A 13,741-nucleotide genomic window follows, 5' to 3' on the forward strand; every position below is an offset into this window, starting at 1 on the left:
GGTCCAGATCCCGCAGCGTCTGCTGAAGCACGTGCGACGGCGCGGCCTTCAGCCACTCGTGCTCGCGCTTGGCCTCAGCCAGCTCGGCCGCCTGCGGCACGTAGTTCATCCACGCCCCGCGCCGCCGGTACTCCCGACGCTGCTCAAGGCCGGTGTTCCACACCGACCGGCAGATGTTGCCGAACTCCTCGCACATCTCCTCTTGTTCGGCCGAGAGGTCGAGCAGGTAGCGACGACCGGACAGCATGAAAACACCCCCCTTCACCTGATGTGATCAACGTAGTGCACGCCACTGACAACGCAGCGAAATCCGCCGCTGCGCGGCTCCGGTGCGAGGACCGGCTATCCCCGGCCTGAAGTCCGGGGTTCACGCCGAAGAGCTACCTGATCACCCGGGCGCCCCGTCAGCCCTGTGGACAACTTCCGTCTCCCCGGACCGCGGCTGGTCAGTGCGCGGTCCAGCCCCCGTCGAGGACGAGGGAGGTCCCGGTCATGAAGGACGCCCGCGGCCCGCACAGGTAGGCCACGGCCTCGGCGACCTCCTCCGGTTCGATGAGCCGTTTGACGGCGCTGTCCTGGAGCAGCACCTCGGTGAGCACCCGCTCCTCGGGGATGCCGTGCGCCTTCGCCTGGTCGGCGAGCTGCCGTTCGACCAGCGGGGTGCGCACATAGCCGGGGTTGACGCAGTTGGAGGTGACGCCGTGGGCGGCGCCCTCCAGGGCGGCGGTCTTCGACAGCCCCTCCATGCCGTGCTTGGCGGCCACGTACGCCGACTTGTACGGCGAGGCGCGCAGCCCGTGCACGGACGACACGTTCACGATGCGGCCCCAGCCCTGCCCGTACATGTGCGGCAGGGCGCCGCGGATCAGCCGGAACGGCGCCTCCAGCATCACGGTGAGCACGGTGTGGAAGACGTCGGGCGGGAACTCCTCTATGGGCCGTACCAGTTGCAGTCCGGCGTTGTTGACCAGGACGTCGGTGCCCGCGGCCGCGTGTTCGGCGGCGTCCAGGTCGGTGAGGTCGAGCAGGCGCGGTTCGACGGTGCCCGGCAGGCCCGCGGCGGACTCGGCGAGCGCCGCCAGCCCGGCGTCGTCGCGGTCGACCGCTCTGACCTTGGCCCCGGCGGCGGCGAGCCGCAGCGCGCAGGCGCGGCCGATGCCACCGGCGGCACCGGTGACGAGGGCGGTACGGCCGCCGAGGTCGAGTGTGGGGTCGGGGGCGCCAGGGAGGGCACGGGACAGGCTCATGGTCCGACCCTAGGCAGCGCCTACCCCCCGACCCATGTGGTCAGCGCCCATACTTCACTGGAGGCTTGTGGGCTCGAACCATGTGGGGCCCTCGGACATGGCCTGTTTGATCCGCAGTCGGCCGAACTCGTTAAGGTCCGGCAGGGCGTCCACCGCGAACCAGCCGACCTCCAGCGACTCGTCGTCGTTGACACGTGCCGCCCCGCCGACGGCACGGCAGCGGAAGGTGATGTCCATGTACTGGCAGAGGTCGCCGTTGTCGTAGGTGACGGGGCTGAGGGCCTGCACCACGACGACCCGCTCGGCGACGCAGCGCACGGCGGTCTCCTCCTCGACCTCCCGCACGGCGCAGGCCGCGGGCTGCTCGCCGGGCTCCGGGATTCCACCGATCACCGCCCACTTCCGGGTGTCCGAGCGCCGGTTCAGCAGCACCCTGCCGTCGTCGTCGAAGACGACGGCGGTGACTCCGGGGAGCCACAGGAGCTGGTGACCGGCGGACGCTCGCAAGGTGGTGATGAAGTCAGGAGTTGCCATGGCACCGACCCTAACGGGCCGCCGTGGGGGCCCCTGGCCGCCGCCGGGGGCGTACGGCGGTCGTACCGCTACACGTCACCCGCGCGCCGCCCGCGCACACCGGCGCCGACCGCCCAGCCGACGCCGCCCGCGGCCACCAGCACCAGGGCGATCTCCGGCAGGATGCCCAGCCGGGTCGCGGGGGTCTTCGAGGAGCGCAACGGCACCTCCTGGACCAGCGAGTCGGCGACGAACATGCCGGTGCGCTGGGTGATCCGGCCGTCCGGCATGATGACCGCGCTGACCCCGCTGGTCACCGGGACGGTGACGGTCCGGCTGTGCTCGACGGCGCGGATCCGGGACATGGCGAGCTGCTGGTAGGTCATCTCACTGCGGTCGAAGGTGGCGTTGTTGCTGGGTACGGAGATCATCTGGGCGCCGCCGGTGACGGTGTCGCGCACCGCCCAGTCGAAGGCGGCCTCGTAGCAGGTGGCGAGGCCCACGCGGGCGCCGTCCATGGTGAAGACGCCGGGCTCGCTGCCCCGGCTGAAGTCCTGGCGGACCATGCTGGTCCAGTCCTCGTTGATCGCGTCGAGGACCGAGCGCAGCGGCAGGTACTCGCCGAACGGCTGGATCTGCCGCTTGTCGTAGGTGTCGACGGGGCCCTTGTCGGGGTCCCACAGGATCTGCTCGTTGAGCAGTTCGCCGTCCCGCGCGACCACGCCACCCACCGAGATGGGGGCGCCGACGGCCCGCGCGGCGCCGTCGATGACGGCACGCGCGTCGGCGTTGGCGAAGGGGTCGATGTCGGAGGAGTTCTCCGGCCACAGCACGAAGTCGGGCTGCTTCACCTTGCCCGCGCGGACCTCGGCGGCGAGCCGCTCGGTCTCCCGCGCGTGGTAGTCGAGGACAGCCCGGCGCTGGTCGTTGAAGCCCAGTCCCGCGCGGGGCACGTTGCCCTGGATCAGCGCGACCGTGACGGTGCCGTCCTCGGCCTGGTCGCTGACGAGCGGGCGCGCGGCGAGCGCCGCCGCCACCGGCAGCGCGAGGCTCAGCAGCGCGACGGCGACGACCGGGCGGCGTACGGCCGTACCGCCGCGCCGTTCGAGGAGCAGCCGTACGGTCGCGCAGAGGCCGAAGCCGCACAGGACGACCGCGAAGCCCAGCACCGGGGTCCCGCCGACCGCGGCGAGCGGCAGGAAGACACCGTCGGCCTGGCCGAAGGCGATCTTGCCCCAGGGGAAGCCGTTGAAGGGGACACGCGCGCGTGCCGCCTCGCCCGCGGTCCACACCGCCGCCGCCCACAGCGGCCAGCCGGGCAGCCGCGACACCGCCGCGATCCCCGCGCCGACCAGCGCGACGAAGACCGCCTCGATGACGACCAGGGCCAGCCACGGCCCGGGGCCGACCTCGACGCCGGTCCACACCAGCAGCGGCAGCAGGAAGCCGAGGCCGAAGAGGTAGCCGAGGCCCAGGCCCGCCTTCCAGCTCCGGCCGCGCAGCACCCGGCCGAGGACGGCGAAGGCGAGCGGGGCCAGCCACCACAGGGTGCGCGGCGGGAAGCTGACGTAGAGCAGCACTCCGGAGAGCGCCGCGGCGGCGGCCGGGACGAGACGCAGCAGCCGGGCGGCCCGCGGCCGGGGCGCCGTCCCGGGCTGTGCCTGGTCCGACGGGCCCACGGAGGTTGCGGTGACGGTCACCCCGGGAGTGTACGGCGGGTGACCGCGCCGCCGACAAGTGCGGTCCGCGGGGCCCTCCCGCAGGCTGCCTGATCGTTTCCGCGCGACCTCGCTCCAGGTCATCCCCAAAACGCCCACCAGCCGTTACGGTGAGCCGGAGCCTTCGCCGCACGCCCGGGCACCACACCCGCGGCGGCGGGGCGATCACGGGCCGCGGGGGCGGCCGGGGCGCGGGGGGCACGGGGTGGGTTCCACGGGGATGACGTCGTTGGCCGGTCCGGACGCCGCGGGGGAAAGACGCAGTGCCTCCGACGCGGCGGGGGCCGTCGTCCTGACGGGGTGCGCCGTGTGGGCGGTGGTCTCGGCCGCCGTGCACGGGGGCCGTCCCGAGGGGGTACTCCTCGCGGTGCTCGCGGTGGCGGCGGGGCACGCGGCGGGGCGGATCGCCGGTGCGGTGCTGCCGGTGGCGGCGCCCGGCGTCGGGGCCGTGGCCGGGCTGGCGCTGGCCGTGGCCCTCCCCCGGCTCGGCCCGGGGGCGCGCCCCGACGCGCCGCTCGGTCACTCCGGCGCCGTCGCCGCCCTGCTCGCGCTGGCCACCGGCGCCGCCTGCTGCGCGGCCTGGGCCGCCGCCGCCCCTGCCGCGCGGCTGACCCTGCGGCTGCTGGCCGCCGGGATCGCGCTGACCGCGGTCGTGCTCGGTTCCGCCATCGGGGTGACCGCCTGCGCCGCGGTGCTGCTCTGCTCCCTCGCCGCGGGCCGGACGCGCGGGCGCGGGGTGGGGCTGACCGTTCTCGCGCTGGTGGCGGCGCTGACGACCGGCGTGATCTGGGCGGTGGCCGGACGGGCGCTGCCGGACGGGCTCACGGTGGCCCTGGAGGGTCAGCTGACCGCGCACCGCGTGGAGCTGTGGCACGACGCGCTGACGTTGGCGCGCGGGGACGCCGGGCTCGGCGTCGGACCCGGCCGGTTCGGGGAGCTGAGCCCCACGGCGGCGCGGTCGCCGCTGTCCGACGGCAGACCGCACTCGGCGCCGCTCCAGTTGGCGTCCGAGCAGGGGGTCGTCGGCGTCCTGCTGCTCGCGGCGGTGTACTGCTGGATGCTGCTCGCCCTGTGGCGTACCGCCCGCCCCGCGCCGGTCGCCCTCACGGCGGGCGCGGCCCTGACGGCGCTCGCGGTGGTCGCCTCGGTGGGCAACGCGCTGAGCTTCACCACGGTGACCGCGGGCGCTGGCCTGCTCGCCGGGCTGGCCACCGCCCGCCCGCTGGCGCACGACCCGGACGGCGTCGCGGCCCGGCTGACGTGATCAGTGCGCCGCCGGTCCCGGCGTTCCCGGCGCCGTGGGCCGCAGGCGGGCGCGGATGACGCGCACGGCGGCCTCGGCGTCGTCGACGGTGATCGTGAACGTATGGCCGTCCCACAGCCGCAGCAGCAGGCCCTCGCCGCGGCGTACGACGACGGCGGTGCCCTTCTCGGGCCGCCACCGGTAGCCCCAGCCGCCCCAGTGCCGGGGCGTGACATGGGCGATGAACTCGGCGTCGACGACCCGGGAGAGCGGGATGCGGCGGCGCGGTACGCCGATGTGGCCGCAGCGCACCTCCAGGGCCTCCCGGTCCACCCGCAGGGCGACGTGCACGAAGGCGAGGGTGCCGAACAGGACCAGCAACCCGGCGGCGATACAGCCGACGACGGCCATCGCCAGGGGGAGGATGCCGGACGTCCAGGCGGAGTCGACGGCGAGTTCGATGCCGAGCGCCATACAGGCCGCGCCGAGCAGGGCCAACAGCCACTGGATCCGGTTCGTGGCCCGGCCGGTCCACACCTCGGGGTACGGCGTGTGGCTGCCGTGGGGGTGGTCCCTCATGAATCCGAGACTACTCATGTTCCGGTGCGCGCGTACCCGTCGCACACGGTGATCAGGCCGGTCGGCCCCCGCTCACCGGACGGGGCTGGCGGCCTGGAGGAGACGGCCCTCCGGGTAGGCGAGCGCGGCGGCGGGCAGGGGGCCCGGGCGTCCGCTGAGCAGGACGGTCACGGAGCCCGGCGCCGCCGCCAGCGGTGTGGCGGACTCGCCGAGCCTGCGCAGCGCCTGCGCGGCGACCGCCCCGGCCGAGCCGTGCAGCACGAGCGGCGGGTGGCCGGGGCGCCGCACGGCGGTCCGGATGCGGTCGGCGACCAGTTCGTAGTGGGTGCAGCCCAGGACGACGGTCGTCACCTCGCGCGGGGTCAGCTCCGCGGCGGCGGCCACGGCGGCGTCGATGGCGCTCTGGTCGGCGTGCTCGACGGCCTCGGCGAGGCCCCAGCACGGCACCTCGGTGACGGGCACGCCGTCGGCGAAGTCCTCGATGAGACCGCGCTGGTAAGGGCTGCCGGTGGTGGCTGGGGTGGCCCAGATGGCGACGGGGCCGCCACCGGCGGCGGCCGGCTTGATCGCCGGGACGGTGCCGATGACCGGCAGCCCGGGTTCGAGGCGGGCCCGCAGGGTGGGCAGGGCGTGCACGGTCGCGGTGTTGCAGCCGACGATGAGGGCGTCCGGGCCGTGCGCGGCGGCGGCCTCGGCGACGGCCAGGGCGCGGTCGGTGAGGTCCTGCGGGGTGCGGGGGCCCCAGGGCATCCCGTCGGGGTCGAGGGAGAGCACGAGATCCGCGTCGGGGCGGAGGCGCCGTACCGCTGCGGTGGCCGCCAGCAGTCCGATTCCGGAGTCCATGAGCGCGATCTTCACCCGGCCACGATAGACGATGTGCCCCGCCCGGCCGGTCGGGTGGGGGACACTGCGCGGATGACCGCCTTGATGTGGATCGCCGCCGGATCACTCGCCGCCTGGCTGTGGCTGCTGCTCGGTCAGGGCTTCTTCTGGCGTACGGACGTCAGGCTGCCGCCCGCGCCGGACCCCGGCGCGTGGCCGCCGGTCTGTGTCGTGGTGCCCGCGCGGGACGAGGCGGAGGTGCTGCCGTCGAGTCTGCCGTCGCTGCTCGCGCAGGAGTACCCGGGGCGGGCGGAGGTCTTCCTCGTCGACGACGGCAGCACGGACGGCACCGGTGACCTCGCGCGTGAGCTGGCGCGACGGCACGGCGGGCTGCCGCTGACCGTGGGCTCGCCGGGTGAGCCGCCCGCGGGCTGGACCGGCAAGCTGTGGGCGGTGCGGCACGGGATCGGCCTGGCACGCGCGCGTGAGCCGGAGTACCTCCTCCTCACGGACGCCGACATCGCGCACGCGCCGGGCAGTCTGCGCTCGCTGGTGGCGGCGGCCCGCGCGGGGGGCTTCGACCTGGTCTCGCAGATGGCGCGGCTGCGGGTGGCGAGCGGCTGGGAGCGGCTCGTCGTCCCGGCGTTCGTCTACTTCTTCGCGCAGCTGTATCCCTTCCGGCGGATCGGCCGGAAGGGCGGCCGGACGGCGGCCGCCGCGGGAGGATGCGTGCTGCTGCGGACGGAGGCGGCCGAACGGGCGCGGATCCCGGACGCGATCCGGCACGCCGTCATCGACGACGTGGCGCTCGCGCGGGCCGTCAAGCGGGGCGGCGGGCACATCTGGCTGGGGCTGGCCGACCGGGTGGACAGCGTGCGCCCGTACCCGCGGCTGCGGGACCTGTGGCGGATGGTCGCGCGCAGTGCCTACGCCCAGCTGCGGCACAACCCGCTGCTCCTGGTGGGAACGGTCGCGGGTCTGGCGCTGGTGTACCTGGTGCCGCCGATGGCGCTGGCGGCGGGGCTGGTCGCGGGTGACGGCGTGACGGCGGTGCTGGGCGCGGCGGCGTGGCTGGTGATGGCGGGCACGTACCTGCCGATGCTGCGCTACTACGGGCAGCCGCCGTGGCTCGCGCCGCTGCTGCCGTTCACGGCGTCGCTGTACCTGCTGATGACCGTCGACTCGGCGGTGCGGCACTACCGGGGGCGCGGTGCGGCCTGGAAGGGCCGCACCTACGCGCGCCCGGAGACGGTCGCCGACGAGTGCTGACTCACTTCCTGCCGGGGGTCCAGTTCATGCCCCAGCCGTAGGCGTAGTCGACGGTCCGCTGCGGGCTGACACCGCGCTCGGGGACCAGGTAGCGGGCCTCGCGCTGGACGACCAGGTCGCCGCCGTTGTTGGTGATGAGGGCCAGCGCGCACACCGGGGACGGCACGGTGCACTCGTCGAGGGAGAAGTCGATGGGCGCGCCGTGCTGCGGGGTGAGGGTGACGGTGGCGTGCAGGTCGGCGAAGGAGCGGGCGCCCTCGTAGATGGTGACGAAGATGAGGATGCGCCGGAAGTACTGCGTGCGGTCCAGGTTGACGGTGAGGTTCTCGCCGGTGGACACGGCGCCGGTGCGGTCGTCGCCGTCGAGGTGGATGAAGGGGGGTCGGTCCAGCGAGCCGAAGGCGTTGCCGAGGGCCTGCACGACGCCCTTGCTGCCGTCGCTGAGTTCGAACAGGGCGCACAGGTCGAGGTCGAGGTCGGAGTGGTTGGCGACGGCCCGGCCCAGCTTGCTGCCCCATCCGGAGAACTGCTTGCGCACCTCCCAGTTGAGGTTGACCCGCATCGAGCCCGTGGTGCCGCCCTGCTTGGTCAGCGACACCGAGGGGGCCGCCTTGGTGAGCGTCACCTTGGTCAGCCGCACCGGGGCGGGCGGCGTCTGCGGCGGGGGCGAGCCGACCGGCGGGGTGATGGTGGGGGCCGTCGGGGGCACCGGCGGCGGGGGCATGGTGGGCGGGGTCATAGTGACCGGCGGGGCGACGGGCGGCGCCGGGGCGGCGGCCGGGGGCGCGGCGGTGTGCTGGGGCTCGTCCACCGTGATGCCGAAGTCGGTCGCGAGGCCCTCCAGGCCGCTGCTGTAGCCCTGGCCGACGGCGCGGAACTTCCAGGCGCCCTGGCGGCGGTAGAACTCGCCGAGCACGAACGCGGTCTCGACCGTGGCGCCGGTGCTGTCGAACCGCGCGACGGAGGTGCCCTGGCCGTCCCGGACGTCGATGGAGAGGTCCGGCACCTGGCCGAAGCTGCCCCCGTCCGCAGAGGCGGCCAGCACCACCCGGTCGACGGCCGGTTCCACGCGCGTGAGGTCGACGAGGAGGGTGTCGGTGACCCGCCCGCCGGAGTTCTGCTTGCCCTCGTAGCGGATCGCGCCGGAGGAGTGCGCGGGCTGGTTGTAGAAGACGAAGTCGGCGTCGGAGCGGACCTTGCCCCCCGTGAGGAGCAGGGCGGAGGCGTCCGCGTCGGGGACGCCCGGCCCGGGGCGCCATCCCACCTCGACTCGCAGCGCCGCCGTCGGCACCGGCGCGTTCGATCCCTTAGGCATTGACATGTCCGCCCCCATCACGTGTCGTCACGCCAGGCAGCACCCGGCCGTCCCGTCCTTCGGGTCCTTCACGCGCCCAACCTATGGCCCAGGGCGCCGAAGTCCCATCGGGCGGGGCGCGGACACGGCGGGTCAACCGCCGGTAACCCGCCAGGAGCTGAGCTTTTACACGACTCAGAGGCTGCTTGTTGCCCCTTTTTGCCAAGTTCGCTCGCATTGGGGACACGAGGTCACCGCGGACACGGAAAACAACCCTCTTATCGGTCTCCCCAACCAGCACATCGTGGGCTTAACTTATGTGCCATGACCTCCCCCCGCTCCACTTATGGTGGCGGCTACTACTCCGCCTCCTTCCCGGACACCCCGATCTACGACTCGCTCGTCGCCGAGCGGGGCACCCCGCAGATCGCCCCGATCCGGGTTCCCGCGCCATACGACGCCCCGGGCAACCACCATCTGCCCGCGCTGCCGTCGTCGCTGCCCGCCCTTCCGGCGGCCCCGTCCCCCCATCCCACGGCGTACGGCTACCCGCAGGCCGCGCAGCCCGCCCCGTTCCAGCAGGCGCCCGCCGCGTACATCCCGCAGCAGGCGACCGCCCCGCGCGGATACCCCGGCCCGCAGCCGCAGCAGCCCCGGCCCGCCGCCCCGTACGGCACGGGTTACGAGGCGATGCGCCCCGCGGCCCCCCGGCCCGCCCCGGCGCCGTACCAGGACCCGTACAACCAGCAGCAGTACCGCGGCTACTGACAACTCCGCGCGCGCGGTAGGCGTCACCTGGCACGATGACGCCATGGGGAAGCCGCAACTGCATTCGATCCACGTGCATCCGGTCAAGGCGTTCCGGGCGCTGCCGCGTCAGGAGGCCGTGGTGGAGCCCTGGGGGCTGGCCGGAGACCGGCGCTGGGTGCTGGTCGACGACGGGGGGAAGATCGTCACCCAGCGCCAGCAGCCGCGCCTGGCGCTCGCCGCCGCCGGGCTCCTGCCCGACGGCGGCGTACGGCTGTCCGCGCCCGGCGCCGCGCCGCTGACCGTGCCCGTGCCCGCACCGGGCGACACGGTGCTGGTGGACGTCTTCGGCACCAAGGTGGAGGGGGTGCCGGGCGATCCCGCCGCGCACGCCTGGTGCAGCGCCTACCTCGACGCCGACGTCCGGCTGGTGCACATGGACGACCCGGCCAGCCGCAGGCCCGTCGACCCCGAGTACGCGCTGCCCGGCGAGACCGTCTCCTTCGCCGACGGCTACCCCCTGCTGCTCGCCTCGGCCGCGTCCCTGGACGCCCTCAACTCCCTGATCGCGGAGGGCCCGTACGCCGCCGAGGGGCCGCTGCCCATGAACCGCTTCCGGCCCAACGTGGTCGTCACGGGCACCGACCCCTGGGCCGAGGACGGCTGGTCGCGCGTCGCCATCGGCGAGGTCACCTTCCGGATCCCGCGGGCCTGCGGGCGGTGCGTCGTCACCACCACCGACCAGGGCACCGCGGAACGGGGCCGGGAGCCGCTGCACACCCTGGGACGGCACCGCCGCCTCAAGGACGGACTGGTCTTCGGCCAGAACCTCGTACCCCAGTCCGGCGGCACCATCCGGGTCGGTGACCCGGTGCGGGTCCTCGCCTAGGTGGATCGCGGAAGTCCCGCCTGCCGCCCGACGCCTGGCACGCCCTGGCTGTTCTGTCCGAGCCACGCCGTGGACGGCGGCCCGCAGGCGGCCCGCACCGCGCTGACCGGCGGATGCCGGCCAGACACACACCCGTACGCCGTCCGCGGGAACCCCTGTGCGGCGCCCGCTCGTTGAGGTCTCGTGAGCAGTCTGTGAGGGGACCGGGACGGGCGGGCCAGGCCGAAGGGGACGGGGGTGCCGGACGGTGCGAGCGATCGGCGGGCTCTGGCGGTGGCGGCACAACCCGCTGCGCCGCACGACCGACCTGGTCGAGTCCTGGATGGCGCTGGCCACCCTGCTGCTGATCGTCGTCGCCGCGCCGCTGATCGGCCTCCTGCTCGGCTCCGCCGCCGAGAGCGCGCTCCAGCGGGCCGTGCGCGAACAGCGCGCCCAGCGGCACGAGGTGACGGCCACCGTCGTCCGCAAGCTCGCCGACGGCGCCCTGGCAGCCGACCCGGAGACCCCCGCCAGGGACCTGCGCAGCCGTGTCCTCGCCGACTGGACCGCCGCGGACGGCACCGCACGGCGCGGCCCGGTCATCGCCCGCCTCGACGACCCCGGGCCCGGCGACCGGTTCCGCCTCTGGACCGACGACCGGGGCCGCCCGGCGGCCCGCCCGCTGGCCCCCGGGACGGCCACCACGCACGCGGTCCTCGCCGGGTTCGGCGCCGCGCTGCTGACGGCCTGTCTGGTCGAGTGCGTCAGACGGCTGGTCCTGTGGCGGATGGTCCGCCGCAGACACGCCCGCCTGGACCGTGCCTGGGAGCAGGCCGGCCCGGACTGGGGCAGGACCGGCACCGGGAGTTAGGGGTGCCGGGCCGGGTGGTGTCAGCGGCATCACGCCTCTGGTCACCCGTCGTCCGCGCGCACGCTACGGTGGACCGGCCGGACTTCATCGGCATCGACCCGCGTACGACGAGGTGGGGGCACAGCAACGCCATGGCACAGGGCACGGTCCAGGTGACGCACACCGGCACATCGCGGTGGCGGCGCCGCACGGGTGAGTACGCGTCACTGGCAGCCGCCCTCGATGCCGCGGCCGACGGTGACGTCCTCACCGTCGCCCCCGGCACCTACCGGGAGAACCTCGTCGTCCAGCGGGCGGTGACCCTGCGCGGCCCGGAGGGCTCCCCCGGCTCGGTGCGCATCGCGCCCGTCGACGGCGTGCCGCTGACCGTGCGCGCCTCGGCCCTCGTCCAGGACCTGCACATCGAGGGTCAGGACGCGACGGCGCCCGCCCTGCTGGTGGAGGAGGGCACCCCGGAGCTGACGGACATCCGGGTCGTCACCCGATCCGCCGCCGGGATAGAGGTCCGCGACGGCGCCCGGCCCACCGTGCGCCGTTGCACCGTCGACAACCCGGCGGGCGTCGGCATCGCCGTGGTCGACGGCGGGGGCGGCGTCTTCGAGGACTGCGAGGTCGTCGCGGCCGGGCAGTCCGGCGTCGCGGTGCGCGGCGGCGCCCACCCGCGCCTGGAGCGCTGCCGGGTGCACCACGCCTCCGGCGCCGGCCTCACCGCGACCGGCGAGAACAGCGCGCTGGAGGCCGTCGGCTGCGAGGTGTACGAGGTGCGCGGCAGCGGTGTGCAGATCACCGGCCGGGCCACCGCCCACCTCACCGACTGCGACGTCCACCGCACCACCGCCGACGGCGTCACCCTCGACACCGACGCCGTGCTCACCCTCGCCGACTGCCGCATCCACGACATCCCGGAGAACGCGGTCGACCTGCGCTCCCGCGCCGTGCTGACGCTGACCCGGTCCAGCGTGTGCCGGTTCGGCCGCAACGGCCTGTCGGTGTGGGACCCGGGCACCCGCGTGGACGCCAACCAGTGCGAGATCTTCGACAGCACCGGCGACTACCCGGCCGTGTGGGTCAGCGACGGCGCCACCGCGGTCCTCGACTCCTGCCGGGTCCACGACGTGCCGGACGCGCTGTTCGTCCTCGACCGCGGCTCACGCGCGGACGTCGTCGACAGCGATCTGACCCAGGTACGCAACACCGCCGTGTCGGTGAGCGACGGGGCGACCGCGCAGCTCGACGACTGCCGCATCCGGGACGCCGCGACCGGCGCCTGGTTCCGCGACCACGGCAGCGGCGGCACCCTCAACAACTGCGCCCTGGACGGCACCCAGACCGGCGTGATCGTCACCAAGGGCGCCGACCCGGTCATCGAGCGGTGCACCGTCGACTCGCCCGCGGAGGCGGGCTTCTACGTCTCGGCGGGCGGCCGGGGCACCTTCGAGCACTGCAAGGTCACCGGCAGCGGCGGCTACGGCTTCCACGTCCTCGACGGCTGCCGTACGACGCTGCGGCGCTGCCGCACGGAGCGCTGCGCGCGCGGGGGGTACGAGTTCGCGGAGGCCGGTCCGGACGCCGCCCCCGGCACCGGCCCGGTCGTCGAGGACTGCACCAGCGACGAGAGCGGCGGCGTACGGCCGTCTCCGACGCTCCAGACGGCCCAGCAGACGACCGACCGGTCCCCGGGGCTGCTGGGCGCGATCCCCGGGCAGCGGACCGCCGAACCGGCGCCGCCCGCCGCGCCCGAGGAGCCCGCGCGGCCGACGCGCACCTCCAAGGCGGTGCTCGGCGAACTCGACGCGCTGGTCGGCCTGGACAGCGTCAAGCGGGAGGTGCGCGCCCTCACCGACATGATCGAGGTGGGCCGCCGCCGTCAGCAGGCCGGGCTCAAGGCGGCGTCCGTCAAGCGCCACCTGGTCTTCACCGGCTCCCCCGGCACCGGCAAGACCACGGTCGCCCGGCTCTACGGTGAGATCCTCGCCTCCCTCGGGGTGCTGGAGCGCGGCCACCTGGTGGAGGTGTCCCGGGTCGACCTGGTCGGCGAGCACATCGGCTCCACCGCGATCCGCACCCAGGAGGCGTTCGAACGGGCGCGCGGCGGGGTGCTGTTCATCGACGAGGCGTACGCGCTGTCCCCGGAGGACGCGGGCCGCGACTTCGGCAAGGAGGCCATCGACACCCTGGTGAAGCTGATGGAGGACCACCGGGACGCCGTCGTGGTGATCGTCGCGGGCTACACGGCCGAGATGGAGCGCTTCCTCTCCGTCAACCCCGGCGTCGCCTCCCGCTTCTCCCGCACCATCACCTTCAGCGACTACGGCCCCGAGGAGCTGCTGCGGATCGTCGAACAGCAGGCCGAGGAGCACGAGTACCTGCTGGCGCCGGGCGCCGACCAGGCCCTGCTCACGTACTTCGGCGAGCTCCCGAAGGGCCCGGCGTTCGGCAACGGCCGTACGGCGCGGCAGACCTTCGAGGCCATGGTGGAGCGGCACGCCAGCCGGGTCGCCCAGGTGGACGAGCCCAGCACGGACGTCCTGACCCTGCTGTACCCGGAGGACCTTCCGGAACTGCCGTGA

13 protein-coding genes are annotated in these 13,741 nt (G+C 74.5%); 6 read left to right on the forward strand and 7 right to left on the reverse strand.

Going from position 1 to position 13,741, the window contains the following annotated elements; all coding sequences use genetic code 11:
• The 4 genes from ABZ659_RS16615 to lnt all read right to left on the reverse strand — a co-directional run.
• A partial coding sequence (locus ABZ659_RS16615; protein WP_360219576.1) for a helix-turn-helix domain-containing protein occupies positions 1-247 on the reverse strand: 247 nt, incomplete at its 3' end.
• Between the two features lie 199 nt (positions 248-446).
• A complete protein-coding gene (locus ABZ659_RS16620) occupies positions 447-1,247 on the reverse strand; it encodes a 3-hydroxybutyrate dehydrogenase (protein ID WP_360219579.1) in 801 nt (266 codons plus the stop codon).
• Positions 1,248-1,301: 54 nt separating this feature from the next.
• Positions 1,302-1,781, reverse strand: a complete 480-nt coding sequence (locus ABZ659_RS16625) for an NUDIX domain-containing protein (RefSeq protein WP_360219582.1) — start codon at positions 1,779-1,781, stop codon at positions 1,302-1,304.
• A gap of 68 nt (positions 1,782-1,849) precedes the next feature.
• A complete protein-coding gene (gene lnt / locus ABZ659_RS16630; protein WP_360219585.1) occupies positions 1,850-3,460 on the reverse strand; it encodes an apolipoprotein N-acyltransferase in 1,611 nt (536 codons plus the stop codon).
• A gap of 238 nt (positions 3,461-3,698) precedes the next feature.
• Between lnt and ABZ659_RS16635 the strand changes: the two genes are divergently transcribed.
• Entirely contained in the window at positions 3,699-4,742 is a 1,044-nt protein-coding gene (locus ABZ659_RS16635) for a hypothetical protein (protein WP_360219588.1), read from the forward strand.
• Here the strand turns inward: ABZ659_RS16635 and ABZ659_RS16640 are convergent, their stop codons facing one another.
• Positions 4,743-5,300, reverse strand: a complete 558-nt coding sequence (locus ABZ659_RS16640) for a hypothetical protein (RefSeq protein ID WP_360219591.1) — start codon at positions 5,298-5,300, stop codon at positions 4,743-4,745.
• 72 nt (positions 5,301-5,372) lie between these two features.
• The gene (locus tag ABZ659_RS16645) at positions 5,373-6,158 is read right to left on the reverse strand and encodes an aspartate/glutamate racemase family protein (RefSeq protein ID WP_360219594.1); all 786 of its coding nucleotides are present in this window, start codon (positions 6,156-6,158) and stop codon (positions 5,373-5,375) included.
• A gap of 57 nt (positions 6,159-6,215) precedes the next feature.
• Here ABZ659_RS16645 and ABZ659_RS16650 point away from each other — a divergent pair, with 57 nt between their 5' ends.
• Positions 6,216-7,391 carry a glycosyltransferase gene (locus ABZ659_RS16650; protein ID WP_360219597.1) on the forward strand — a complete coding sequence of 392 codons (1,176 nt, stop codon included), beginning with the start codon at positions 6,216-6,218 and terminating at the stop codon, positions 7,389-7,391.
• A gap of 1 nt (position 7,392) precedes the next feature.
• Here ABZ659_RS16650 and ABZ659_RS16655 read toward each other — a convergent pair whose 3' ends face one another.
• Positions 7,393-8,712 (reverse strand): TerD family protein, encoded by a 1,320-nt coding sequence (locus tag ABZ659_RS16655; RefSeq protein WP_360219600.1) that lies wholly within the window; start codon positions 8,710-8,712, stop codon positions 7,393-7,395.
• Between the two features lie 297 nt (positions 8,713-9,009).
• On the opposite strand from ABZ659_RS16655, the gene ABZ659_RS16660 reads away from it, so the two are divergent.
• The 4 genes from ABZ659_RS16660 (at position 9,010) to ABZ659_RS16675 (ending at position 13,741) form a co-directional block, all read left to right on the forward strand.
• On the forward strand, positions 9,010-9,453 hold the full coding sequence (locus ABZ659_RS16660; RefSeq protein ID WP_360219603.1) for a DUF6643 family protein: 444 nt from the start codon (positions 9,010-9,012) through the stop codon (positions 9,451-9,453).
• A gap of 43 nt (positions 9,454-9,496) precedes the next feature.
• Positions 9,497-10,321, forward strand: coding sequence for an MOSC N-terminal beta barrel domain-containing protein (locus ABZ659_RS16665; protein ID WP_360219606.1), 825 nt, complete (start codon positions 9,497-9,499; stop codon positions 10,319-10,321).
• 247 nt (positions 10,322-10,568) lie between these two features.
• Positions 10,569-11,171 (forward strand): hypothetical protein, encoded by a 603-nt coding sequence (locus tag ABZ659_RS16670; RefSeq protein ID WP_360219609.1) that lies wholly within the window; start codon positions 10,569-10,571, stop codon positions 11,169-11,171.
• Positions 11,172-11,302: 131 nt separating this feature from the next.
• Positions 11,303-13,741: a right-handed parallel beta-helix repeat-containing protein gene (locus tag ABZ659_RS16675; RefSeq protein ID WP_360220016.1), complete on the forward strand. Its 2,439-nt coding sequence runs from the start codon at positions 11,303-11,305 to the stop codon at positions 13,739-13,741.

The organism is Streptomyces sp. NPDC006997 (assembly GCF_040635175.1).
Classification (GTDB): Bacteria; Actinomycetota; Actinomycetes; order Streptomycetales; family Streptomycetaceae; genus Streptomyces.

Bases quoted from the DNA above. Each gene is read 5' to 3' on its own strand.
- ABZ659_RS16620 (WP_360219579.1), bottom strand. From the start codon at position 1,247: ATGAGCCTGTCCCGTGCCCTCCCTGGCGCCCCCGACCCCACACTCGAC.
- ABZ659_RS16625 (WP_360219582.1), bottom strand. From the start codon at position 1,781: ATGGCAACTCCTGACTTCATCACCACCTTGCGAGCGTCCGCCGGTCAC.
- ABZ659_RS16635 (WP_360219588.1), top strand. From the start codon at position 3,699: ATGACGTCGTTGGCCGGTCCGGACGCCGCGGGGGAAAGACGCAGTGCC.
- ABZ659_RS16640 (WP_360219591.1), bottom strand. From the start codon at position 5,300: ATGAGGGACCACCCCCACGGCAGCCACACGCCGTACCCCGAGGTGTGG.
- ABZ659_RS16650 (WP_360219597.1), top strand. From the start codon at position 6,216: ATGACCGCCTTGATGTGGATCGCCGCCGGATCACTCGCCGCCTGGCTG.
- ABZ659_RS16655 (WP_360219600.1), bottom strand. From the start codon at position 8,712: ATGTCAATGCCTAAGGGATCGAACGCGCCGGTGCCGACGGCGGCGCTG.
- ABZ659_RS16660 (WP_360219603.1), top strand. From the start codon at position 9,010: ATGACCTCCCCCCGCTCCACTTATGGTGGCGGCTACTACTCCGCCTCC.
- ABZ659_RS16665 (WP_360219606.1), top strand. From the start codon at position 9,497: ATGGGGAAGCCGCAACTGCATTCGATCCACGTGCATCCGGTCAAGGCG.
- ABZ659_RS16675 (WP_360220016.1), top strand. From the start codon at position 11,303: ATGGCACAGGGCACGGTCCAGGTGACGCACACCGGCACATCGCGGTGG.